Below are 23,324 nucleotides of genomic sequence, written 5' to 3' on the forward strand. Positions count from 1 at the left end.
ATGAGCACGCTCGCCCTCAGCCGTTATCTTCCCGATTTTTCAACGCATCCAATTCCTGATGATGCAGTTGAGATCATTGCGGCGCCCGCACATCCCCTGCCGCTCGCTGAACATCCTAAACGGGTAGATGCGCAAGACGCGTCAGCTGCAGAAAAGGCGGCATTTGCTGAGCAGGCAGAAGTTGCCCGCATTATCGCTGTTGAGGAAGAGAAGCGGATAGCATTCGAGGCCGGTCGCGAAGACGGTCACAAGGAAGCCGAGGCTCTATATGAGGCCGAGAAAGCTAGGCTTTTGCGTGAACACGAAGCCGAAATTGAAGCGTTGCGCGCCAGTTTCTCCCGCGAACAGGCAATTTTGCTGGCGGGCGCACTGACGGAGGCTTTGAGTGGACTGGAGCGGAACCTTTCCGCGCAGATTGCCGATGTTCTGGCACCCCTTCTTGCCGCCAAGCTGGAACGGGACGCAGTTTCCAGTTTCGCGCAGCGTATCAGCACGCTTGCCCTTGAAGGGGAAGCACCGGAGATCGCAGGGCCGCTGCATCTTCTTGAGCCATTACGGGAGCATGCCGATCTCCTGCCAGCTGGATGCCGGTTTACCGAAACTGCATCCGGCGAACTTTCATTTTCTTTTGGTGAACGCGTGCTTGAAACACGCGTTGTACCGGTTCTGGAAGAATTAAGGGCTGCCGCCAGATGAGCATCGATCCGGAAACCAAACGCGAAATCATTATTGTTCGTCGCGGTAGGCGCGATGATGATGACGGCCATCATGGTGGCGTCTGGAAGATCGCTTATGCCGACTTCATGACTGCAATGATGGCGTTTTTTCTCGTCATGTGGCTCATCAATGCCGCAAATGAGGAAAGTAAGGCTGCTGTTGTCAGTTACTTCAATCCTGTCAAGCTGATGGACCGGCATTCGAGCCCCAAGGGTGTGCAGGATATCGACGAACGGAACGGTAAGGTTCGCTTCGAGAGCGACCAGCAGATAGAGAACAGCACCAAGGTCATCAATGACAACGCGGCCTCTCCGCCTATTGAGCAGGAAGAAAGCCGCATGTTCCGTGAGCCTTATGCGGTTCTGTCAGAACTCGCGCATGAGACAGGCGTCCTGCAAAACCAGTCCACGAAAGGCGATGGCGGCAGTTCTCAGGCTGGTACGCAGACCGGTGCTGATGGTGGTGATGCTTATCGTGATCCTTTCAGCCCGGACTACTGGTCGAGCAAGGCTGCAGAAGAGCTGACGCCACCGGAAGCCGCGCCTGCCACACCGCCACAGCAGACCGCAGACGCGAAGACCGAGGCAAAGCCAAAAGAGGCTGAAAAACCTGCTGAGAGCCAGGAACAGCTTATTTCGGATCTGAAGAAAGCTGCAGACGGTGGCACTGCGAGCGATGGCGGAAAGGCTGCGAAAGCAGAGCCGATGCCAGATGTGACGGTTGTCCCCGTTGATGGCGGCGTGATGATCCAGCTGACCGACAAGGTTGATTTCGGCATGTTCACAATCGGCTCTGCCAAGCCTGACGCACGTGTTGTGCAGATGCTCGAGCGCATCGCGCAGGTTATCTCGCGCCAGCCGGGCGAAGTCATCATCAGCGGCCATACCGACGCGCGTCCATTCAAGAGCGCGACCTATGACAACTGGCGTCTATCTTCGGCGCGCGCGCAAATGGCCTATTACATGCTGGTCCGTGGCGGGCTGGATGAGAAGCGCGTGTTGCGCGTTGAAGGCTATGCCGAGCGTCAGCCGAAGAACGCCACCGATCCGAATGCGGCTGAAAACCGTCGCATCGACATCTTCCTCAAGTCCAACCCATGAAGAAACTGGTAACGCGCTCTTTGCTGGCACTTGTTGCGAGCCTGCCGCTGGCAAGCGGGGGAGCGGTTTCCTATGCTCAGACACCAGTAGCGGACGCGCCACGCAGTCTGCCGGTTCTCGAGCCGTACAAGCTCGTTCGTTCGCTGCGCATGTTGCAGGACCAGCTGGTCTCGGGAAAACCCGAAGCAGTGGTCATGCTCAACAGGCTTCTCATTTTCGTTAGTTCCGATATGGAGCGTGCTCCTAAGGAACTGTGGGAAAAGCCTGAGAATATTTACGCGGCGATTATCTATCTGTTCAACGGCGGCAATCCGGAAGCTGTGCGCAAGGTGCTGGCTGGCCTGGATGGCGGGACGGTGCCGCAAGAGCTGGTCAAAGGCGCATTGGCTTACGCTTCGGGACAAAACATCGAAGTCGTAAAGTTGTTTTCAGTTCCCCTGTCGCAACAGCTTCCGGCCGAGCTGCGATCTTCCATCATTCTGGTTACCGCAAGCCAGATGACAGCCTTTGATCCTGCCACCGCACTGCTGCGGCTTGATCAGGTTCGGCTTGAGAGCCCAGGGACGCTTTTTGAAGAGGCTGCAATCCGCCGTTCAATGCCAATTGCAGCCAAACTGGGCGATGCTGACAAAATACGCATGCTGTCACGCAATTATCTGCAACGCTTTCCCCGTTCGCCCTATATGCGCGATTTCATGAAGCAGTTTGTGGATGCCGCATTGAAGCTCAATGACCGGATTGGCAATGCCGAACTGGTGAAGTTGATCGGCACCGCCGATCCCGTTATGCAATATTCGCTATATTTGCAGATTGCGCGCGGTGCATTGGTGAATGGCCAGACTGAACGCGCCCGTTTCATGTCGGGTGAGGCACGTAAACTTGCTGATCATCTGAAGACTGATCCAAGCCGCGCCAATCTTTACGCGGCTGCAAGCGATGTTGCATCGGATTCCGCCGGAGACGCCTTGCGGGAACTGTCACAGATTTCACCGGATCGACTGCAGGAGCGCGACAGGCAGCTTTTGCAAGCCGCCGAGGCTGTCGGTTCAGTCGTGACGCGCACCCCTGCCAGCACAGCGGATAAGGCAAAGCTGGTCAAAACTGAGACTGACATCCCGGCAATGCCAATTGCGGATGCCGACGGAGATCCAGCGCCAATTGTAGCAGATCAGGAAGTTGCGCCGGCGGTTGGATGGAAGCCATCCCAGCCCGCAAAGCCCGACGATGATTTGCAGAAGACCATGGATGATGCGCGGCGCAAGCTTGCAGAAATTGATGCCTTGCTAGGAAAGACCATTCAATGAGCGTAGATGTTTTGCTCAATACGGCTGGAAGATTAGGGTCGCTCGCCAAGGGAACCGGTGCGCAACAGGGCGCTGTGGCGAAACTGAATGGCGAAAATCAGGAACAATCCGAGACCGCAAAATTGTTCGGCGCGCTTCTCGAAAAGCCTCAGAGCAAGCTGTTGCCAGACGATGAACAGCAGGAAGACGATACGCAGTCTGATGATAGCGATAAGACGGACCGTGAAACTTCGGCTCAATCCCCGGCCCAGTCTTCAGTCTATGGCGCATCGCAGACCTTGCTTGCTCTGGCGGCAGGGTTGACTACCACGACAGGAGACAAACAAGCTGCGGCAGGCAACGATCCTGCCAGGCTTGATGCAAATATGTCGGCACTGGCAGATGTGGCGGAGGCTGACCCGGCAACGGCTGTCGCTAACGTCGGCGATGTGCAAATGCCTGAAATGGAGCCAAAGAAGGATCAGCCAAAGAGGGATCAGAAGGACAGCATTCAGGCAAGCAAGAACAACCCGGCTTCTGTTGATCCCAAGAACGCTGCAAAAGCTGAAAATGTTGTCAGTCACAATCCGGCTACTGCAACAACAGGGAAGCAGGCTGAGAGTGGAGCGGAAGGTTCTTCTGCATTGCCTAAGCCCGATCTATCAGCACAGTCGAACCAAGCTGCAGAACCAGACCGTCCCAATGTGCAGCCGCAGCAACACGCTGGGAGGTCGTCTTCCGCTGTTGACGTTAAGTCTCCTATGCCGACTGCTTCAACGGCAGCCGCACGCATTGCGGATATTCAGATTGTGTCCGAGCGCAGCTTCGGTGCGGTTAAGACTTTGCAGATCAGGCTTGATCCCGTGGAGCTTGGTGCTGTGACTGCGCGAATTCGTCTGGTCGCCGATAATAGTGTCGAAGTGCATCTCGTCGCTGACAAAGCCCATGGGGCGGAAGCACTGGCAGCGGATCGTTCGATGATTGAAAAAGCGCTGAAAGCTGCAGGGATTGCAGACGATGCGAAAATCGCGGTGACGGTTACAGAACGCGGAGCAGTCAGTGCAGATCAGCATAGTGCTGCAAGCCAGAGCGCGGGGCATCAGCAGGCAGGCACTCAGCAGCAAGGCACTCAGCAGCAAGGGCAGCAATCTCCCGACATGCAGAACGGCTCGGATGGCCGAGGCAATGCGCAGGGACAGTCGCAGGCGCAGTTCATGGGCGGAGAGGGCAGACAGAATGGCGAATCCGGTCAGGCAGAGCGCAGCCAAATGGGCACTGGTGTTTCTGGTGAAGCCAGTGAGCGTGAAGTTTCTGGCAGTCCTGGCGGCCGTAATCGGGGCCTGGTCGTTTAGTTTAGCAACAGCTAAAGCGGAGAATACTTGTGAACGGGAAATGCACCGTGCATCTGCCCGTTATGACGTGCCGCTCGGTATTCTCTATGCCGTCGGTTTGACAGAGACCGGGCGGAAAAACTCGCTTCAGCCCTATGCGATGAACATTGAAGGACGAGCTGAGTTTTTTCCATCTCAAGCCGCCGCATTAAAGCGTTTCACCCAAGTACACGCCGAAGGTGCAAAGCTGATTGATCTGGGCTGCATGCAGATTAATCACTACTATCATTCGCGCGAATTTCCGTCCGTCGGCGCGATGCTGCAGCCCAGCCTCAATGTCGATTACGCTGCACGTTTTTTGAAGCGTCTCCGGGAGCGCGAAGGCAACTGGACGATGGCAGTTGCACGCTATCATGCAGGCCCAAATAATGACCCTGCACAGAAGCGATATGTGTGTCGCGTAATGACAAACATGATCGCTTCGGGCTTCGGAAATTGGACGCCACAGGCAAAAAGCTTTTGCGCTGGCTGATTGTGAATCCACGAAAAATGCTGGTTGTAGCGGTGGCTGCTATACACGCATCTTCCTGCCGTACAATCTGTGGTTGTTCAGCTATATATTAGCTATTTAAGAGGATAAATTTTTAAGTGCTTGTAAAGAATCGTAAAACTTCGTGAGCTTGTTAACCAATCGTTAAGGTTTTCAGACGCAGAGTGTCCATTCGATGCAATCATCGCGATTCCATACAAATTAGATAATGCTAAAACGCCTCCCAATTTATTGCGGGCAACTTTTTGTCATTGCCGCTGACTCCTCCTGCCCGTTACTTCTGTCTTGCTTGGGTTAACATATTGATTCGGAAGGCGGGCCGATGATCGTAGTCATAGATGAGCGGAATATTGTGACTGAGGGGTACTCCTCTTGGTTCAGCCGGGAAGGCATCACGACAACCGGCTTCACACCAGATGATTTCAATGAGTGGGTCGAGAGCGTACCCCGTCAGGATATTATGGCGGTCGAAGCTTTCCTGATCGGCGAATGTGAAGCTCAAAACGGTCTTCCAGCCCGAATTCGTGAACGCTGCAAGGCACCGGTTATTGCTGTGAATGACCGCCCCTCACTTGAACACACTCTGGAGCTTTTTCAATCCGGGGTTGATGACGTGGTCCGCAAACCGGTCCATGTCCGCGAGATACTTGCCCGAATTAATGCTATTCGTCGCCGTACCGGCGCAGCTGGTTTGTCCGGCGATGATGGAACAGCGCTCGGTCCGATCCGCGTTTTCTCCGATGGTCGTGATCCACAGATAAATGGTGTGGATTTCCCACTGCCTCGTCGTGAGCGCCGTATTCTTGAATATCTAATTGCAAACCGTGGTCGTCGCCTTAACAAGGCGCAGATTTTCAGCGCGATTTACGGCATTTTCGACAGCGAAGTCGAAGAGAATGTGGTCGAAAGCCATATTAGCAAGCTCCGCAAGAAATTGCGTGAAAAGCTTGGTTTTGATCCTGTTGATTCAAAACGTTTTCTTGGATACTCAATCAATATCGATTGAGATTCGTGTCCTGTCTACGAAGCCTTCAAAAGCTCAAATCCAGTAATTCGCGGTTTTTAAAGGTGGTTCGTTCCGGGCGCCCCTGAAACTGATTGAGTCCTCAGTAAAAGCGTAAAAATCCTAACGGCTACAGTTTCACGCAAGCGTGGCTCGATAGCTTGTCTGCGGATTCTCAAATTCTCAGGAGTTGCCAATGAGCCTCTACGGTATGATGCGGACCGGCGTTTCGGGTATGAACGCGCAGGCTAACCGCTTGTCTGCGGTCGCGGATAACATCGCAAATGCGAGCACGGTCGGTTACAAGCGCGCTGATGCGCAGTTCTCTTCCCTCGTTCTGCCAAACACCGCAGGCCAATATAATTCTGGCAGCGTAGAAACCAATATCCGCTACGGCATTTCCGATCAGGGCGGCATTCGTCCGACTTCCTCAGCTACCGACCTTGCTATCGACGGCAACGGCTATTTTGTAGTCAGCGATGCTGACGGCACACCTTACCTTACGCGCGCAGGCTCATTTGTGCCGGATCAGTATGGTAATCTCGTCAATACATCTGGCTACTATCTGATGGGTTATCCAGCGGACGCGAACGGCCAGGTTAATACGGTCGCCAATAGCTTCGACGGTTTGGAACGTGTGAACGTCAAGCAGTCCGATCTGGTTGCGACGCCTAGTACATCGGGCAATTTTACCGTCAACCTGCCATCGACTGATCAAGTGCCGGCTACCGGCGAGTTCAATCACAAAACATCGCTGATTGCTTATGACAATCTCGGCGGCAAGATTACGCTGGATGTCTACTTCACAAAGACTGGCGACAACACCTGGGATGTTTCGATTAAAAATGCTGCGGACGGCGTTGAAGTGGGAACGACCACTTTGAATTTTGAAGGCACGAACGGTAAGCTGCTTTCCGGCGGCGACGTTGCTGTCGACCTCACGGCCTATAACGGCCAGTCATTGGATCTTAACCTCGGTTCGTCCAAGCAGCTCGCCAAGGACTATACGATCAGCGAAGCCGTTATCAACGGTCAGGCACCTTCGTCGATCAAGGGCGTTGATATTGGCAAAGACGGCTCGGTCGTAGCGCTTTATGAGAACGGCGCGCAGAAGCTGCTTTATCGTGTTCCGCTTGGAACAGTTGCCAGCCCCGATCGCATGTCGGTTATCAGTGGCAACGTGTTTTCACCAAGTGCTGAATCCGGCAACATCCAGCTTGGCTTCCCTGAGGGCGGCGGCATGGGCAAGATTTCGTCCGGTGCGCTGGAAGAATCCAACGCTGATATTGCGCAGGAGCTGACCGACATGATCGAAGCTCAGCGCAGCTACACCGCCAATTCGAAGGTCTTCCAAACCGGCTCCGAATTGATGGACGTGCTGGTGAACCTGAAAAGATAAACTGAAACAATTCCGGGGATGGTGGGGACCTCCTTCCCCGGAATTTCGATTTTAGAGCGCATCCCAAATAGTGTGAAACGGTATTCGGGGGGGCGCGTTAAAACAAAATGTTGAGATGCGCCGATTTGATCCAATCAGTTCGAATTGCGCTCTAAGTAACTGGACCGTTTTCGCAACAAAAACGGTTTCAAGTAGGATGGGGATAAGATGTCGCTTAGTTCTGCTCTTCTGACGGCCAAAAGTTCGCTTGCGGCAACGTCCAAGCAGACGTCAGTCGTCTCTCGCAATATCGCGGGGGTCAATGATCCCGATTATTCGCGGCGTACCGCTTCGCTGGCGTCGGGCCCCTATGGCTCGCTTTATGTGAATATCAGCCGGTCCGCCGATGAGGCGCTGTTCAACCGCTTTATTCAATCCAACAGCACGGCATCCTCTTCTTCTATCCTTGCAGGCGGGCTTGACCGCCTTTCATCGCTTTATTCTGCGGACAATTATTCCGGTTCTGCTTCTGCCTTGATAGGCGATCTGCGCGATGCGCTTCAGACCTTTGCTGCATCGCCTTCCAATTCGGCACTTGGCGATAGCGTCGTATCGACTGCGCAAGCGTTGGCCAATGCATTGAACAGCGGCACAAAACAGGTTCAGTCGCTGCGTACCGATGCAGATAATGAAATCACGGATTCAGTCGCCAATATCAACGATGTGCTGACGAAGTTCGAAAAGGTCAATCAGCAGATCGTCAGCGGTACGCGCGCAGGCAGTGATGTCTCCGATTTCCTCGATCAGCGAGATTCACTTCTCAAGCAGCTTTCCGGCGAAATCGGCATCACAACGATGGTGCGTGGCGACAATGACATGGTCATTTTCGCAGAAAACGGCGTGACACTGTTTGAAACCTCGGCACGTAAGATCAGCTTCCAGTCGTCGAGCGGTCTGGCTGCCGGCGTGGCTGGCAACGCTGTTCTGGTCGATGGTGTGCCGCTTACGCACGACACATTCGATCAGCCTTACGGTACAGGCCGCCTGAGCGGCCTCCTGCAGTTGCGCGACCAGATTGCGCCGCAATACCAGATGCAGCTTGATGAGATCGCACGCGGTCTGGTGACAATGTTTGCCGAAAGCGATCAGACAGGTGCAGGACCAGATCAGACCGGCCTGTTCAGCTGGGAAGGCTCTCCAGCGGTGCCGGGTGCAGGTGTTTCAGCGGGCATTGCTGGCACGCTCAAAGTGTCGTCAGCATTTGTAGCATCAGAAGGCGGCAGTTCGCTTCTCTTGCGTGATGGCGGTGCGAACGGTGCCAATTACAAATATAATACGACTGGTGCGGCTGGTTTTAGTGATCGTCTGCGCGATTTGAATCAGGCCTTCTCGGAGCCGCTGACTTTCGCCTCGTCTGCTGGGGTCAACTCCAGTGCAAGCCTTATTGATTATAGCGCTTCCTCGATCAGCTGGCTGGAAGGCAAGCGAAAGACGGCAAACGCCAATTTCTCCTATAATCAGACAGTTGCCGTGCAGGCCGATCAGGCTCTTTCCAATGCCAATGGTGTCGATATCAACACTGAAATGGCGCTGCTGCTTGATCTTGAACATTCCTATCAGGCATCGAGCCGGGTGTTGACGACGGTCAACGCCATGCTTGACGAACTTATCAGAGCGGTGTGAGGCTTATGAAAGCGCAATCGATTTCGACTTATGGTGCAGCTTCAGCTCTCAAGGTCCTCGTGGCAAAAACCAAGGCTGAGCTTGGCAAAGCACAGCAGGAAGCGACCACCGGGATGGTGTTCGATGTCGGCCTGTCGCTCGGCTCCAAGTCTGGCCAGACTATATCCTTGCGCAAGGAATATGATCGTCTGACTGTTCTGACAGATATGAATAAGCTGCTGCAGCAGCGGATGACGACGACGCAAACCGCCACCAGCACCATTATCGAGAACACGCAGGATTTTCTTGGCGACCTGACAGGTGCAAACAGCACCGTTGAAAGCGCTGAGACGGCCGCAAAATCTGCAAAGTCTCTGTTGGATTCCGTCACTGGCCTGCTCAATACGAGTTACAATGGCGAGTATATTTTCTCCGGTGTGAACACCGATGTGAAGCCGATTGCCGACTACACCGAAGGCAGTGCCGCTCAGACAGCGGTGCGCCAGGCGTTCGAAGACCATTTCGGTTTCAGCATGAACGATCCGCAGGTTGCCAATATTACCGGCGATGAAATGAAAGCCTTTCTGGAAGGCGATTTTGCCGAGCAGTTCAATGATGCCAACTGGGACGCCAACTGGTCGAATGCGTCTGACACAGTCATCAAGAGCCGTATTTCACCAAGTGAAACGGCCTCAACATCGATTTCAGCCAATGCAGACGGTTTCCGCAAGACCATCATGTCGGCGGTGATGGTTTCTGAATTTGCGGCGATTGGTCTTAACAATTCTGCGTTCCAGGCGCTCACGACACAGGCCATGCAAACCACGACGCAGGCGGTCACTCAAACCACTTCAGAGCAGACGACGCTTGGTCTTGCGCAGCAACGGACAAATGCAGCGACAACACGCATCGCAGCTCAGCAGAAAATCCTCAATGAATCGGTTCTCGATCTTGAGGAAGTCGATCCTTACGAAGCGGCGACCCGCGTCACTGCATTGATGACACAGATTGAAACATCCTATGCGCTGACAGTTCAGCTGCAGAATATGAGCCTGCTTAACTATTTGAAATAGTTAGACTATTAGAGCGTCTTGCCTCTTTTGGCGCTACATAAGGACACTCTAAACAATTGAATCGACGCATCGCGCTTCCCAAAAAACGATTTCGATTTTGGGCCGATGCTGTGGGGCGCTTACCCGCCCCGAAGTTGAACATCACGCACCGGGCAGCATGAGGCGGCCTGTATGCGTGGTGCCGGAGAACGGAGACTACATGTACCAGCTGCGCTACGAAGACGTCATGAATGATGATATGGCGAGCGCCAAGGAACGCGAGCGGATGCTTTTCGACCGTTCGATAGAAATGCTTGCCGCTGCCAAGGCCAATGGGGCCGGATCGCGCGATGGCATAGACGCTGCCTATTTCACGACCAAGCTCTGGACCACGATCATTGATGATCTTGGATCGGAAGAGAATGTGCTTCCAAAGGAACTCAAGGCGGCCATTATTTCGGTGGGGATATTCATTCTCAAAGAGATGGAACGCATTCGGCAGGGCGAAAGCAGTGATTACGATACCTTGATCGAAATCACCCAGTCCATCCGGGATGGTCTGTGACATGACGAATAATAACAAGTCGACCAATGACAAGTCGGCAATCCGTCTTTCGCTACGTGCGGGTGAGAAGATCTATATCAACGGCGCGGTGCTGAAAACGGATAGGAAAGTATCGCTTGAGCTGTTGAACGATGCGACTTTTCTACTGGAAAACCATGTTTTGCAGCCTGATGAGACGACAACGCCACTGCGCCAGCTCTATTTTGCGGCACAGATGATCCTGATCGAGCCAGCTCTGAGAGAACAGGCTCGCGATACATTTGCGCAGATGCTGAAAGGCATGTTTGCGGCATTCAAGGACGCGGAAATCCTCAACGCGCTCAAGCTTGTTGATGAGTTGGTGCATAACGGACGTGTTTTTGAAGCACTGAAGACGATTCGTGCGCAATATCAGCGCGAGGCCGAGCTGATGGGCGAAGCTGTCCCGCCCGTGCCTGCAAAACAATCCGAACAGCCTACGGAGGCAAGTCTATGACCACCACATCGACAGTCGGTGCGAACAATACGGCCAACACAGCCAATTCATCGAGTGGCAATGCCGCAGCTGCCAAGGCCAGCGTCGATTACAATTCCTTCCTGAAGCTTTTGGTGACACAGATGCAGAATCAAGACCCGACGCAGCCTATGGATGCAACGCAATATGTCTCGCAGCTGGCCACCTTCTCCAATGTGGAGCAGGCAGTGCAGATGAACAGCAAGCTTGAAACGCTGATTGCCAATTCATCTTTGTCGCAAGCTGAAGGCTGGATCGGCCGCACATTGACAAGCGCTGACGGCACAGTCTCCGGCGTTGTCAAATCCGTGACTATTCAGTCATCGGGCATGCTTGCCGAACTGGAAGACGGCAAGACGATGCTGATCGGCCAAGGCGTCAAGATCAGCTAACACCAATATCCGATGAGTACAACTCATTGGATATTGGTTAAGCCTTTGTGACGACTGAACATTTTCAAGGCGTGATGCGCCAGCATCTTAGCGCCTTGGTATAAGGAAAACGGTTTTGAACGAAGCTGATGCGCTCGATATCGTCAATTCGGCGGTTTGGACCGTGCTTATGGCCAGCGGTCCGGCTGTGCTTGCAGCTATGCTTGCGGGCATCGGTATTGCGCTGTTTCAGGCTTTGACACAGATTCAGGAAATGACGCTGACTTTCGTGCCGAAAATCATCGTCATTTTTGTGGTACTTGCTTTTACCGCGCCGTTTGTCGGAGCGCAGATCAACTCTTTTACGCTGCTTGCCTATTCGCGCATCGAAAAAGGGTTTTAGAACCATGTTCCAGAGGAGGCTGCTGTTTCCCTGACGTAGCCCTCGCGCAAGCTTCGCCGTTTATGTTCCGTCGGACAATAGGAGACGGACGTGCAGCAGGTAGCGGCTAAGCCATTAAAAAAGAGTGGAATTCTGACAGGTAGCGACTTGGGTCTTGCTGCCGGCATTATCATTATTCTCACCGTGCTTTTCCTGCCTGTGCCAGCAGTCGTTCTGGATATTGGTCTCGCTTTCTCGATTGCCTTTTCCGTCCTTATCCTCATGGTTTCGCTGTGGATTCAGCGTCCGCTTGATTTCTCGGCTTTCCCGACCGTGTTGCTGATCGCAACCATGATGCGTCTGTCTCTCAATATTGCGACGACGCGCGTGATTCTCACGCACGGCAATGAAGGCTATCTGGCAGCAGGTCATGTGATTCACGGCTTCTCGCAGTTCGTGATGGGTGGCGACTTCGTCATCGGCCTTGTCGTTTTCTCGATCCTCATCATCGTCAACTTCCTTGTCATTACAAAGGGTGCGACGCGTATCGCGGAAGTGGGCGCACGCTTCACGCTCGACGCCATTCCCGGCAAGCAGATGGCAATCGATGCCGACCTCTCGTCTGGTCTGATTGATGAAAAACAGGCACAGCATCGTCGTCGTGAACTGGAAGAAGAAAGCTCATTCTTCGGTTCGATGGACGGTGCGTCAAAATTCGTACGCGGTGATGCGATTGCCGGTCTGATCATCACGGCGGTCAATATCTTCGGCGGTATTATCATTGGTGTAACCCGCCACGGAATGGATATTTCCGAAGCCGCTGACGTTTTCACCAAGCTCTCGGTTGGTGATGGTCTGGTCACACAGATCCCAGCGCTGATCGTATCGCTTGCAGCCGGTCTTCTGGTTTCCAAGGGCGGCACGCGCGGCTCCGCCGATCAGGCAATTTTCGGACAGCTCGGCGCTTATCCAAAAGCATTGCTGATTGCATCTTTCCTGATGTTTGTTTTGGGCATCATGCCTGGGCTTCCGGCATTTCCATTCTTCCTGTTGGGCAGCGCAATGGCATTTGTGGGGATTGCGGTTCCACGCAAGCAAGCCAAGGAACGTAATGCGCAAGCTGCGGAAGCGGAGTCAAAGCAGCGGGATGCCGATGAGCAGGAACGCAATTCCGTCAAGGCCTCGCTTGAAACCACACAGATCGAGCTTTGCCTTGGCAAGCAGCTCTCGGCGCGTCTCATCGCATCGCAGCAGGAGCTGGCACATCGCGTGGCCAAGATGCGCAAGAAGTTCGCCCAGGAGTACGGTTTCGTCATCCCCGAGATCAAGGTAACAGACGATATTTCCCTGCCGCCAAAGAGCTATCGTATCAAAATTCACGGTACTGCGGTTGCAAGCCATGAACTGCGGGTCGGTGAAATTCTCGTCGTATTGGGTGAACGTCCCATTCCGTCTATTCCCGGTGAAGAAGTTCGCGAGCCAGCCTTTGGTATGCGCGCCTATTCGGTGCCGGAAACATTTACGTCTGACCTGCGTCGCGATGGATATATGACCGTCGATAATCTGTCGGTGTTGCTGACACATTTGAGCGAGATTGTGCGCAACAATCTGGCACAGCTCCTGTCCTACAAAGACATGCGGATTCTGCTTGATCGTCTCGGGCCGGAATATCGCAAGCTTCTTGAGGATATCTGCCCGGCAAATATCTCCTATTCAGGGCTTCAGGCTGTTTTGAAGCTGCTGCTCGCGGAACGTGTTTCAATCCGCAACCTGCATTTGATTCTTGAATCAATTGCCGAGATCGCACCTCTGGTCCGCCGCCCTGAAATGATTGTCGAACATGTTCGCATGCGAATGGCGCAGCAGATATGCGGTGATCTATCAGATAATGGCGTGCTCAATGTCCTGCGCCTTGGCAACCGCTGGGATCTGGTCTTCCATCAGAGCCTCAAGCGAGACAACAAGGGCGAAATCGTCGAGTTCGATATCGACCCGCGTCAGCTAGAACAGTTTGGTACCGAAGCCACGGCAGCCATACGCAAGCATTTCGATAGCGGCGAACGTTTTGTGGTGGTTTCATCTCCCGAAGCGCGCCCATATATCCGCATGATTATCGAGCGCCTTTTCGCGACCTTGCCTGTTCTGTCGCATGTCGAGATCGCACGTGGTGTCGAAGTGAAATCGCTCGGCGCGATTTCCTGACGGGGAGGGGACCCGTTGCCCATCACACAACTGCCGATTAACGAGCTCGTCTTCGCAGCCATGCTTGCATTCTGCCGTGTCGGCGCGTGTTTGATGCTGATGCCGGGCATTTCGAGCGGGCGGATACCGTTGCAGGTGCGGTTGTTCATTGCGCTCGCCTGTTCATTCGCGGTGCTGCCATTGGTGATTGAGACCATCACACCCAGCCTTGATGGCACGCATCCGCTGGCGATGTTTCGCCTCATGCTGAGCGAGATGTTTATTGGGGCGGTGATTGGGATTCTGGCGCATATTTATTTCTGGGCCCTGCAATTCATGGCCAATATGATGGCGATGGCAGTGGGCTACTCCGGTTCACCAGCGGATGCGATTACTGAACCGGAGCCGCAGGCAACGCTCGCAACCATTGTTACTTTCAGTGCACTGTTTCTGTTTTTCGTCACAGACATGCATCTTGAGATTTTGCGGGCGCTGCTGAGTTCCTACACAGCGATACCCGTTGAAGGTCATTTCAGACCCGATGCCGCGATGATCGATATCAGCGATGCACTTTCGGGTGCATTTTTGGCAACCTTGCGCATCGCAGCGCCGTTTATTGTCTTCGCGATTCTGGTCAATTTCGCCATTGGACTGATCAACAAGCTGACGCCGACGATTCCTATCTATTTTGTGTCGATGCCATTTGTGCTCGGTGGTGGATTGCTGGTCGTCTATTTCATTTTGCCGGAACTGCTGCGCTTTTTTATCGGCGAAACATCAACGCAGATGCGCAATCTGTTCTGAGGATTTCATGGCTCGAACCAATGCCCATAATCTAAAAAAACTGATTGCATTGCAAAAGTTGGGTGCTGCCCGGCTCGAAGCATCTCTTGCCGTAACGAACAATCGCAAGACAGCACTTGATGAAGAGCGGGAAGCGCTTATCGCCATACAGGATCGGCGATACGATGGTAGTTCATTCACGGTCGATCCAGCACTTCTTATCAAGCGCCTGGGCGGGAATGCCTCAGAAAGCGAGAGCATTGAACAGCAGCTCGAATCACAACGCAGTGGCCTCTTAAAAGAACAACGTCGGGTAGAACTTTTGGAAGATCGGCTGGAAACGGTACGAAATGATACCGAAAGACGCGAGCTAGCAAGCCTCATTGAAGAGTTTATCAGCCGAAAAACATCCACACGATGATCAATAGAATCTTCGTTAGTGGTGATTAATATATAATTATAACAAATGCTTACAAGTGATCTGGTGAGCTTATCTGCACGACATTGACCTTATGCCTGTCATAAAACTGAAGCTGATTCGTACCGCAAGCTTCAGTCAAGTTTGGCCAACTATGGTGCAATCAAGAGATGAAGAAGGACGAGTTGTATGGCGATTAATCCGCCGTCAGATCTGGTGATGGACGTGGCGCGGGCGGCTGATCCGCAAGCCTATCGCCTGGCGGCGGAGCGTCTGAAATCGATATCGACAAGCGCAGGCCCAATGGGCGCTGATGCTGATACGGGGTTGCCGCGGAATTTTGTGAGCTTTTCTGAAAGTCTCGGCTCAGGGGTCAGGATCCATCCCGACAGCCAGAATACGACCAATTCGGCCTATCGAAAGTTTGAAGCATTCATGCTGCAGTCTTTCGTCCAGTCGATGTTTACCAGCGATACAACGGCCACTTTTGGCAAGGGTATTGCAGGTGAATATTGGAAATCGATGATGGCTGAGGCCATGGCCAATAAAATGGCAGATACGGGCGGCGTAGGCATCGCCCGTATGCTTGAAGTGCAAGCGGCGATGAAGCAGCGAGCGGAGAATTCGGCAACTTTGGCTTTGGGAGACGTCGTTAACGATCTGGGACAGGGAATGAGCACGGATACGGTGTCGAAGGATATCGTTCACGGATTTGAACGTCAGCTCATTCAGAAGCAACTGGAAAACAATGAAAGTGGAGAAAGCGCTCAAGGCTGATCCAGAGCATCTACTGCAAAACTGCCCTCGCGGTTTTGCGGAGCATAATGCGACGGACCACAGATGGAGCGGTTAGGTGACTAGGCTTTTGCTGAAGTCGATCTAGCCAGCGAATGAGAACGCGACCCGCTGATACATACAATTGAGGAAACCCGAACATGACTGACACAAGCTCCGAAATCAGCCTGCTCCCGCAAGCTCCGGAAGCAACACTGGATGTAAATCCAGCACAGGAACTGGAGCAGCAGCCGGTACTTAAGCCAGTTGTGCGGGCTATTCAGCGTCTTGAGGACGTCATCGATACGGAAACGCGTCTTTTGCTTGAAGGCGGACATCCAGACCTTGCAGACATCAACTCGCGCAAGAGCCGCGGTCTTTATGACTTCAACAAGGCAATCAAAAAGGCTGCAAGCCTTGCCGAACCTGCCACGATGAAGGGATTGCAGCCATTGCTTGATAGTCTCAAGCAGAAGCTGGAGAAAAATTGCGAAGCGCTGCAATTGCACCTGCGGGCGGTTGGTGAACTCGCAGATCTTATCCGTGGCGCGCTGGAAACGCAGGACGCAGACGGCACCTACAGCATGCAAAGCGCGAGGCTCGGTCACGCCAGATGATCCGCATAATCGCAATCGGCCTCTGGATATGTGCGGTAGCACTCGGTTCGCTGTTCTTTGCCGTGCGCCAGAACGATGCACCTTCGGGTGAGGTGCAAGCGAATGGAGGTGCGTTTGGCGGTCTCGATTACGTCAAGACCGACGTGATGAGTGTGCCGATCATCTCCAATGGCAGCGTTGCAGGCTATGTCGTGGCCCAGCTGGTCTATACGGTCGATTCGAACATTCGCAAAAAGCTCACCGTGCCGCTTGAATATTTCATCAGCGACGAGATTTTCCGTAAGTTCTACGGCAGTTATTCGGATACCAAAGAAGTTGAGAAAGTAAACTTCGAAGCCGTGCGGGCATCGGTCATCACCGATTTGAACGCGCGCTTTCCAGAACCGGTGATCAAGGATTTGCTGGTCGAGCAGTTCAATTACATTTCGGCGGAAGAGATTCGAGCCATGAATATGCGCGGTGGCGCTTTGGCGGAAATCGCAGGCAAGCAGGCTGCCGCTGCGTCATCTCATAGCGAATAGTATTTTCCGGCCAGCTGGCTCAAACGTTCTTCATCAAGTGTTGGGATGGACGCGTCGGTGATAAACTGGACGCCGAGTTCGCGCTTTTCGCGCCAGACCATTTGGGCCAGAAGTGCGCGCGCATAGAAGTCGTCAAACAACCAGAAGCGTTCGGGGAGGCTTGGAACGTCAGTTATCCTTAGTCTCGCGCCATGCGGAGCTATGTCGCTGAACTGGCATTCGATGATGAAGCGCCCGTCAAGATCGATAATCTTTCCTGATCGCAGCCGCGTGCGCTGTCGCTCTTCCCTACGTCGCTCGTGAGATGGCTTGTTGCGCACCATAAAATTTTGCCTGCTATATTTCCCCTTGAAGGCAAATATAGCAGGCTTGGCTTTAGTAAGCGTTACCTAACTTCAATGCTCACCGCATTTTTCACAACGGCCACGCAATTCCAGCGTTGTTTTGCGTGATTTGAAGCCACTTTGGACGCTCCAGGCGCTGACAAGACTTTCGATGGCCGGATCAGAAAACTCCGTCACCTGTCCGCATTGTTCGCAAATGGCAAAAGCAATAAGGCCGTGCTGGTGGCATTGCGGGTGCGCGCAGGCTACGAAGGCATTCAGGCTTTCGAGGCGGTGCACCATCCCGTAATCAAGAAGCTTTTCCAATGCGCGATAAACCTGCAACGGAGCGCGAAAGCCATCGTCGCGGAGCTGGTCGAGAATCGTATAGGCACTCAGTGGCCCATCCGCCTTGGACAACACATCAAAAACCAGTGTCTGATTGCGGGTCAGATCATGCGATGGTTGAGTGTGTGCGTGATGATGGTCGTGATGATTGCTCATTGTCCAGCGGTCCGTTTCGGTGAAGCCTCTCTCCTATTTAATGGCAGGAGGCTTAAAATGAAAATAGCCAGTGCGGCAACGACGATTGATGGGCCCGATGGCGTGTCGAATTCAACGGAACCATATAGTCCGCCAATAACGCCAATTGCGCCGATGGCAGATGCCATGACAGCCATTTGCTCAGGCGTTGAAGCAAACCGGCGGGCTGTCGCGGCAGGAATAATGAGAAGCGACGTTATCAGCAGAATACCGACGATTTTCATCGAAATGGCAATAACAATTGCCAGCAACAACATGAAGATGATGCGCGACAAGGCAGGATTCAAGCCTTCAGCACGAGCGATATCTTCGCTGACGGTAGCTGCAAGCAGTGGACGCCACAACCATGCAAGCACGGCGAGCACCAGAATTCCGCCGCCATAGATAAAAGCGATGTCGAGACGCGAAACTGCGAGCAGATCGCCAAACAGGAATGACAGTAGGTCGACACGCACCCATGTCATAAACGCGACGATGACCAGTCCGAGTGACAATGTTGCGTGCGAAAGGATACCCAACAGCGAATCGGCCGAAAGCGAATGCCTTTTTTGCAGCAGCAAAAGGATGGCTGAAATAGCGACGGATACGGCAAAAACACCGATCATCAGATTGATATCGAGTATCAGCGCTAAGGCTACACCCAGCAATGCCGAATGGGCCATAGTGTCACCGAAATAGGCCATCCGCCTCCACACGATGAAGCAACCAAGCGGGCCCGTGGTCAGTGCCAGACCTACCCCGGCAATCAACGCGCGGGTGAAAAAATCGTCAAACATGGGGTTTGCCTTCCTCATGATGGTGATGATGTTCACCGTCATGATGATGACCATCTTCGGCGTGGCAGTGATCTGTTACTGTGCCATCAGCGTGCATGACACGACCGTCAGGCAGATGGGTGTGATCGTGATGATGTTCATAAACGGCGAGAGGCCCAACTGCGCGGCTCCCGAACAGGCGCAAATATTCCGGACTGGCAGTCACATCGCGCGGCGTTCCGCTGCAGCAGACATGACCATTGAGGCAGATGACCCGGTCGGTTGCCGCCATAACAAGATGCAGATCGTGGGAGATCAGCAGCACACCACAGCCCGTGTCATCACGTAATTTGGCAATCAGCTCGTAAAGGGCTGCTTCACCGGAAAAATCGACACCCTGGACTGGCTCATCTAGCACCATAATATCGGGCTTGCGTGCGAGTGCACGCGCCATCAACGCTCGCTGAAACTCGCCACCCGACAGATTGGTAATCTCTGCCTTGAGAAGATGCGTGATTCCGACGGCATCCAGCGCACGCACAATATCAGCTTTGGGTAGGGGGCCGGTCAGTGTCATCAAGCGCTCAACAGAGAGCGGCATGGTACGGTCAATATTGATTTTTTGCGGCACATATCCGATCCGCAAGCCCTTCAGATGACGGATTTCACCCTCATCGGGCTTGAGAATATGCAGTGCCATTTTGGCCGTCGTGCTTTTTCCCGCGCCGTTGGGGCCGATCAGTGTGACGATCTCGCCGCGGTGGATCGTCAGGTCAACATTGCGCACAAGCCACCGCCCGTCGCGATAAACGCCGGCACCTTTTAAGTCGATCAGTGGTTCCCGCTTTGAGTGTGCGGGGAGGGCGGTCTTACGGGCCATATAAAATGAGCTTTCGCTGCCTTTGTGAGAGCGTCAGCGCTTTATCTCAAAGGATAAACGGCGCTCTCGAAATTCTTGTCTCAAGATGTGTGAACGATATGCCGATTCGTGTTCATTTGCGTTGCCCGGATAAGCACTGTGAACAATTCTCCAAAAAGAGGTTGTGTCTCCTTATCGCAGACGTTATAGCATAACGCAAATGATGTAATAGAATAACATATCACTTGTATATGTTGTTCGCTTTTGCTTACGTTCAAGAGAGACCCATGAAACACTTACGATCCCTGCTGTTGGCATCCGCATTTATGGCTGTTTTGGGTGGGGCGGCTTCCTCCGCCGAGCGCAGCGGCGTTGTCGTTTCGATCAAACCCCTGCATTCCCTGGTGGCTGCTGTGATGCAGGGTGTCGGCGAGCCAAAGCTGATTGTGCAAGGTGCAGGGTCGGAACATTCTTACAGCCTAAAGCCATCTGATGCCCAAGCTATTGAGAACGCCAAGGTCATTTTCTGGGCCGGGCCTTCGATGGAAACCTTTCTCGACAAACCGTTCGATACCCTTGGTGAGGGTGCGAAAGTTGTCGCGTTGGGCGAAGCCGACGGATTGACGAAGCTCAAGTTCCGCGAAGGTGGTCCCTTCGAGGCGCATGATCATGGCGATGAAGGTCATGAGCACGAAAAGCATGGTGAGGCGGGTCACGACCATAGTACCAAAGCTGGCTCCCACGATGCCCATGGCCACGCAAACGAAGCCGCTGAAAAGGCCGAAGAACACCCCCATCATGCAGAATTCGACCTGCATTTCTGGCTCGACCCGCAGAATGGCAAGGTTCTCGTTGGAGACATCGCCAAGGTCTTGAGCGAAAACGACCCCGAAAATGCAGCGCAGTACGAAAAAAACGCTGCTGATTATGCCGAAAAGCTGGATGCGCTCACCAAGGATATCGAGGGTGAACTTCAGCCGGTAAAAGGCAAGCCTTTCATCGTTTTCCACGATGCTTATCAGTATTTTGAAAACCGCTTCGACGTGAAGGCCGCAGGTTCCATCACCGTCAGCCCTGAGAAAGCGCCGGGGGCGGGCCGTATCAAGGACATCCACGAGAAGATCAAATCGCTCGGTGCGGTATGCGTGTTCTCCGAACCGCAATTTGAACCCAAGCTGGTCAATACGGTTATCGACGGAACTGAGGCCAAAACGGGTGTGCTTGATCCACTCGGTTCGGAATTGAAGGACGGTCCAGACCTTTATCCTCAGCTCATCCAGAACCTCGCCGATTCGCTAAAGAACTGTCTGTCGAAGTAGCACTGGTCGCTCCCCTGTTCTGGGACCCCACCGAGTGGATTGAATTTGGTGTTTGTATCTTGATTGATGCACAGGCTGTTTCAAACACCAAATTCGAAAGTCCACTCGATTCATAGGGTATCGGTGGTCTTTGAAATTCCGATATTTGCGTGTCGGCTGTAACTGAGCCAGGCAAATGTCCGAATTAGACCACTAGAGTATTTCCTGTTTAAGATGAACCGTAGAGAATGCTCTATCTGTTTATTTGTAAGCATGTCTTTACCTCAAAACCGGTTCCCACTTTTGGGAGACATGCTCTAGAAGCGATCAGTTGTGGTGTCGGGCTTTCATAAACGCTCCGGTACATTCGACAAACACCGGGCATATTACTCCTATGTTTATATGCGTATCCAAATGAAGCGCTGGGCCAGGTTTTTGCAGTGTGGTTATTGCACGACACCAGTTCAGGTTCCGGCTCGTTAGTTCAGTGAAGAATCGTCAAAGGTGGCTTTGCCGCCTCTTTTTAGCCAAATGAATGTAATGATATAACATTAATAGCCAGCGATGCTGCGCTAGCAGCTTTTGTTCAACTGCCAGCAAAGGAGATGCCATGAAAAGGCTTCCAGTCACCGTTCTTTCGGGCTTTCTCGGAGCAGGAAAAACCACGCTCCTCAATCACGTGCTCAACAATCGCGAAAATCGGCGTGTCGCGGTTATCGTCAACGATATGAGCGAAATCAATATTGATGCTGCCTTAGTGCGAGAGGGCGGTGCCGATCTGTCGCGTACCGAAGAGCAGCTCGTTGAAATGACCAATGGCTGCATCTGCTGCACGCTGCGCGATGATCTTCTGAAGGAAGTGGCGCAATTGGCGTCGCAGGATCGCTTCGATTACCTCCTTATAGAATCAACCGGCATTTCAGAGCCTCTGCCTGTTGCAGCTACATTCGAGTTTCGCGACGAGAACGGGGAAAGCCTCTCCGATCTTGCTCGTCTCGACACCATGGTTACGGTCGTGGATGCCGCCAATCTTTTGAAAGACTATTCATCCAGCGACTTTCTGCGCGACCGTGGTGAGTCTCTCGGAGACGAGGATGAGCGGACACTGGTTGATCTGTTGGTCGAGCAAATTGAGTTTGCGGATGTTGTGGTGCTCAACAAGGTTTCCACTTCAAGCGCGGAAGAACGCGATCTAGCGCGCAAAGTGATCAAATCACTCAATCCAGACGCAAGAATAGAAGAAGCCGATTTCGGGCAGGTCTCGCTAGATTCGATTCTCAACACGCGCCTGTTCGATTTCAACCGCGCCCACGAACATCCGCTTTGGTATAAAGAACTCCATGGTTTCCACGAGCACGTGCCGGAAACAGAAGAATATGGTGTGCATTCATTTGTGTATCGTGCCCGCCGCCCGTTCGATCCAGCCCGGTTCCAAAGTTTTATTGATCGAAGCTGGCCGGGTGTGGTTCGCGCAAAGGGATTTTTCTGGTTGGCAACGCGTCCTGATTATGTGGGGGAGCTGAGCCAGGCGGGTGCTTTGGTCCGCACCAACAAGCGCGGTCGCTGGTGGACGGCTGTCCCCCGCAGTTATTGGCCTGCAGATCCGGAATGGCATCAGGCGATGCAGCCTTATCTTGATGCTGAATGGGGAGACCGGCGGCAGGAAATTGTATTTATCGGTGTTAGTCCGATGGATAAGGCTAATATGATTGCCGAACTTGATGCCTGTCTGGTGCCTGAGCAATGCTTCATGCCGCAAAACTGGCGAAAACTGGATGATCCGTTTCCAAACTGGTCAGTGGCAGCTTAACGAATGCCTTATACCAAGGGCTAAGATGCTGACGCATCACATCTTGAGAATATTCAGTCGACACATGCGCTTAACCAATATCCGATGAGTCCCCTCATCGGATATTGGTACTATTCAGCCGACAGCGCGGTAATTTCAGATATCCTGCTGTCGGCGAGGGTGCGGTGATCGAGCACGTTGGCGATCGCTTCGCGCACGTCCAGCATCATGTGTCGCACTTCGCATTCGGTTTCATCGCAATCGTCGCAAGGCTGATAGTCAGTTTTGCTGGCGCAGGCGATAGGCGCAAGCGCTCCGTCCAGTGCTCGAATAATATTGCCGATATGGATTTCACTCGCAGGGCGGGCCAGACAAAATCCGCCGCCTTTGCCTTTGCGGCTCAATACAAAGCCTGCGTTTCGCAATTCGATGAAAATATTATCGAGAAACTTACGCGGGATATGATGCCTTTCCGCGATCTCGCTTGCTGAAGCCAGTTGACCGTCCGATATGCCGGCCAGGTGCACCATGGCTTTCAGGCCGTATTTGCCTTTTTTGGTTAGCATGGCATCCCTG

Annotated in this window: 26 protein-coding genes; 21 read left to right on the forward strand and 5 right to left on the reverse strand. The window is 53.1% G+C overall.

From position 1 onward, the window contains the following. The 19 genes from CES85_RS08325 to CES85_RS08415 all read left to right on the forward strand — a co-directional run bounded on the left by CES85_RS08325 (window position 1) and on the right by CES85_RS08415 (window position 17,181). Window positions 1–696: a hypothetical protein gene (locus tag CES85_RS08325; protein ID WP_095445442.1), complete on the forward strand. Its 696-nt coding sequence runs from the start codon at window positions 1–3 to the stop codon at window positions 694–696. Next, the gene (locus CES85_RS08330; protein ID WP_095445443.1) at window positions 693–1,817 is read left to right on the forward strand and encodes a flagellar motor protein MotB; all 1,125 of its coding nucleotides are present in this window, start codon (window positions 693–695) and stop codon (window positions 1,815–1,817) included. Before CES85_RS08325 ends, CES85_RS08330 begins: the two co-directional genes overlap by 4 nt. Continuing rightward, window positions 1,814–3,121: a chemotaxis protein gene (locus CES85_RS08335; RefSeq protein ID WP_095445444.1), complete on the forward strand. Its 1,308-nt coding sequence runs from the start codon at window positions 1,814–1,816 to the stop codon at window positions 3,119–3,121. The genes CES85_RS08330 and CES85_RS08335 overlap by 4 nt, the downstream gene beginning before the upstream one ends. Next, window positions 3,118–4,452, forward strand: a complete 1,335-nt coding sequence (gene fliK / locus CES85_RS27765) for a flagellar hook-length control protein FliK (RefSeq protein ID WP_244923180.1) — start codon at window positions 3,118–3,120, stop codon at window positions 4,450–4,452. Before CES85_RS08335 ends, fliK begins: the two co-directional genes overlap by 4 nt. Window positions 4,453–4,492: 40 nt before the next feature. Then, window positions 4,493–4,963 (forward strand): transglycosylase SLT domain-containing protein, encoded by a 471-nt coding sequence (locus CES85_RS08345; RefSeq protein WP_244923253.1) that lies wholly within the window; start codon window positions 4,493–4,495, stop codon window positions 4,961–4,963. 340 nt (window positions 4,964–5,303) lie between these two features. After that, the gene (ftcR, locus tag CES85_RS08350; protein ID WP_095445445.1) at window positions 5,304–5,987 is read left to right on the forward strand and encodes a flagellar transcriptional regulator FtcR; all 684 of its coding nucleotides are present in this window, start codon (window positions 5,304–5,306) and stop codon (window positions 5,985–5,987) included. A gap of 193 nt (window positions 5,988–6,180) precedes the next feature. Beyond that, window positions 6,181–7,383, forward strand: coding sequence for a flagellar hook protein FlgE (locus CES85_RS08355; protein ID WP_095445446.1), 1,203 nt, complete (start codon window positions 6,181–6,183; stop codon window positions 7,381–7,383). A gap of 207 nt (window positions 7,384–7,590) precedes the next feature. After that, on the forward strand, window positions 7,591–9,045 hold the full coding sequence (flgK, locus tag CES85_RS08360) for a flagellar hook-associated protein FlgK (protein WP_095445447.1): 1,455 nt from the start codon (window positions 7,591–7,593) through the stop codon (window positions 9,043–9,045). A 5-nt stretch (window positions 9,046–9,050) separates the two neighbouring features. Beyond that, window positions 9,051–10,097 (forward strand): flagellar hook-associated family protein, encoded by a 1,047-nt coding sequence (locus tag CES85_RS08365; protein ID WP_095445448.1) that lies wholly within the window; start codon window positions 9,051–9,053, stop codon window positions 10,095–10,097. A gap of 199 nt (window positions 10,098–10,296) precedes the next feature. Further along, complete coding sequence (flaF, locus tag CES85_RS08370) at window positions 10,297–10,641, forward strand: flagellar biosynthesis regulator FlaF (RefSeq protein ID WP_095445449.1); 345 nt, start codon at window positions 10,297–10,299, stop codon at window positions 10,639–10,641. Window position 10,642: 1 nt separating this feature from the next. Beyond that, on the forward strand, window positions 10,643–11,116 hold the full coding sequence (gene flbT / locus CES85_RS08375) for a flagellar biosynthesis repressor FlbT (RefSeq protein WP_095445450.1): 474 nt from the start codon (window positions 10,643–10,645) through the stop codon (window positions 11,114–11,116). Continuing rightward, window positions 11,113–11,526, forward strand: coding sequence for a flagellar hook assembly protein FlgD (gene flgD, locus CES85_RS08380; protein WP_095445451.1), 414 nt, complete (start codon window positions 11,113–11,115; stop codon window positions 11,524–11,526). Before flbT ends, flgD begins: the two co-directional genes overlap by 4 nt. Window positions 11,527–11,641: 115 nt before the next feature. Further along, window positions 11,642–11,908, forward strand: a complete 267-nt coding sequence (gene fliQ / locus CES85_RS08385) for a flagellar biosynthesis protein FliQ (RefSeq protein WP_024895881.1) — start codon at window positions 11,642–11,644, stop codon at window positions 11,906–11,908. Window positions 11,909–11,998: 90 nt separating this feature from the next. Continuing rightward, window positions 11,999–14,089: a flagellar biosynthesis protein FlhA gene (gene flhA, locus CES85_RS08390; RefSeq protein WP_095445452.1), complete on the forward strand. Its 2,091-nt coding sequence runs from the start codon at window positions 11,999–12,001 to the stop codon at window positions 14,087–14,089. A gap of 15 nt (window positions 14,090–14,104) precedes the next feature. After that, entirely contained in the window at window positions 14,105–14,872 is a 768-nt protein-coding gene (gene fliR / locus CES85_RS08395; RefSeq protein WP_095445453.1) for a flagellar biosynthetic protein FliR, read from the forward strand. 7 nt (window positions 14,873–14,879) lie between these two features. Continuing rightward, window positions 14,880–15,272, forward strand: a complete 393-nt coding sequence (locus tag CES85_RS08400) for a hypothetical protein (RefSeq protein ID WP_095445454.1) — start codon at window positions 14,880–14,882, stop codon at window positions 15,270–15,272. 186 nt (window positions 15,273–15,458) lie between these two features. Then, entirely contained in the window at window positions 15,459–16,046 is a 588-nt protein-coding gene (locus CES85_RS08405) for a rod-binding protein (protein ID WP_095445455.1), read from the forward strand. Between the two features lie 158 nt (window positions 16,047–16,204). Further along, window positions 16,205–16,660: a flagellar protein FlgN gene (locus tag CES85_RS08410; protein WP_095445456.1), complete on the forward strand. Its 456-nt coding sequence runs from the start codon at window positions 16,205–16,207 to the stop codon at window positions 16,658–16,660. Further along, a complete protein-coding gene (locus CES85_RS08415; protein WP_095445457.1) occupies window positions 16,657–17,181 on the forward strand; it encodes a hypothetical protein in 525 nt (174 codons plus the stop codon). The genes CES85_RS08410 and CES85_RS08415 overlap by 4 nt, the downstream gene beginning before the upstream one ends. On the opposite strand, the gene CES85_RS08420 is transcribed toward CES85_RS08415, so the two are convergent. The 4 genes from CES85_RS08420 to CES85_RS08435 form a co-directional block, all read right to left on the reverse strand. Continuing rightward, window positions 17,169–17,504: a PilZ domain-containing protein gene (locus CES85_RS08420; RefSeq protein ID WP_095445458.1), complete on the reverse strand. Its 336-nt coding sequence runs from the start codon at window positions 17,502–17,504 to the stop codon at window positions 17,169–17,171. The two genes, CES85_RS08415 and CES85_RS08420, sit on opposite strands and share 13 nt — an antisense overlap. Before the next feature lie 72 nt (window positions 17,505–17,576). After that, window positions 17,577–18,008 (reverse strand): Fur family transcriptional regulator, encoded by a 432-nt coding sequence (locus CES85_RS08425; RefSeq protein WP_095445459.1) that lies wholly within the window; start codon window positions 18,006–18,008, stop codon window positions 17,577–17,579. Beyond that, window positions 18,005–18,865 carry a zinc ABC transporter permease subunit ZnuB gene (gene znuB / locus CES85_RS08430; protein WP_434063349.1) on the reverse strand — a complete coding sequence of 287 codons (861 nt, stop codon included), beginning with the start codon at window positions 18,863–18,865 and terminating at the stop codon, window positions 18,005–18,007. The genes CES85_RS08425 and znuB overlap by 4 nt, the downstream gene beginning before the upstream one ends. After that, on the reverse strand, window positions 18,816–19,682 hold the full coding sequence (locus tag CES85_RS08435) for an ATP-binding cassette domain-containing protein (RefSeq protein WP_095445461.1): 867 nt from the start codon (window positions 19,680–19,682) through the stop codon (window positions 18,816–18,818). The genes znuB and CES85_RS08435 overlap by 50 nt, the downstream gene beginning before the upstream one ends. Window positions 19,683–19,948: 266 nt before the next feature. On the opposite strand from CES85_RS08435, the gene znuA reads away from it, so the two are divergent. Further along, on the forward strand, window positions 19,949–20,980 hold the full coding sequence (gene znuA, locus CES85_RS08440; RefSeq protein ID WP_095445462.1) for a zinc ABC transporter substrate-binding protein ZnuA: 1,032 nt from the start codon (window positions 19,949–19,951) through the stop codon (window positions 20,978–20,980). Between the two features lie 589 nt (window positions 20,981–21,569). Beyond that, complete coding sequence (gene zigA / locus CES85_RS08445) at window positions 21,570–22,769, forward strand: zinc metallochaperone GTPase ZigA (RefSeq protein ID WP_095445463.1); 1,200 nt, start codon at window positions 21,570–21,572, stop codon at window positions 22,767–22,769. Between the two features lie 110 nt (window positions 22,770–22,879). On the opposite strand, the gene CES85_RS08450 is transcribed toward zigA, so the two are convergent. After that, on the reverse strand, window positions 22,880–23,314 hold the full coding sequence (locus tag CES85_RS08450) for an RrF2 family transcriptional regulator (protein ID WP_095445464.1): 435 nt from the start codon (window positions 23,312–23,314) through the stop codon (window positions 22,880–22,882). Between the last annotated feature and the right edge of the window lie 10 nt (window positions 23,315–23,324).

It is taken from the genome of Ochrobactrum quorumnocens, assembly GCF_002278035.1.
In the GTDB taxonomy this organism is placed as follows: domain Bacteria; phylum Pseudomonadota; class Alphaproteobacteria; order Rhizobiales; family Rhizobiaceae; genus Brucella; species Brucella quorumnocens.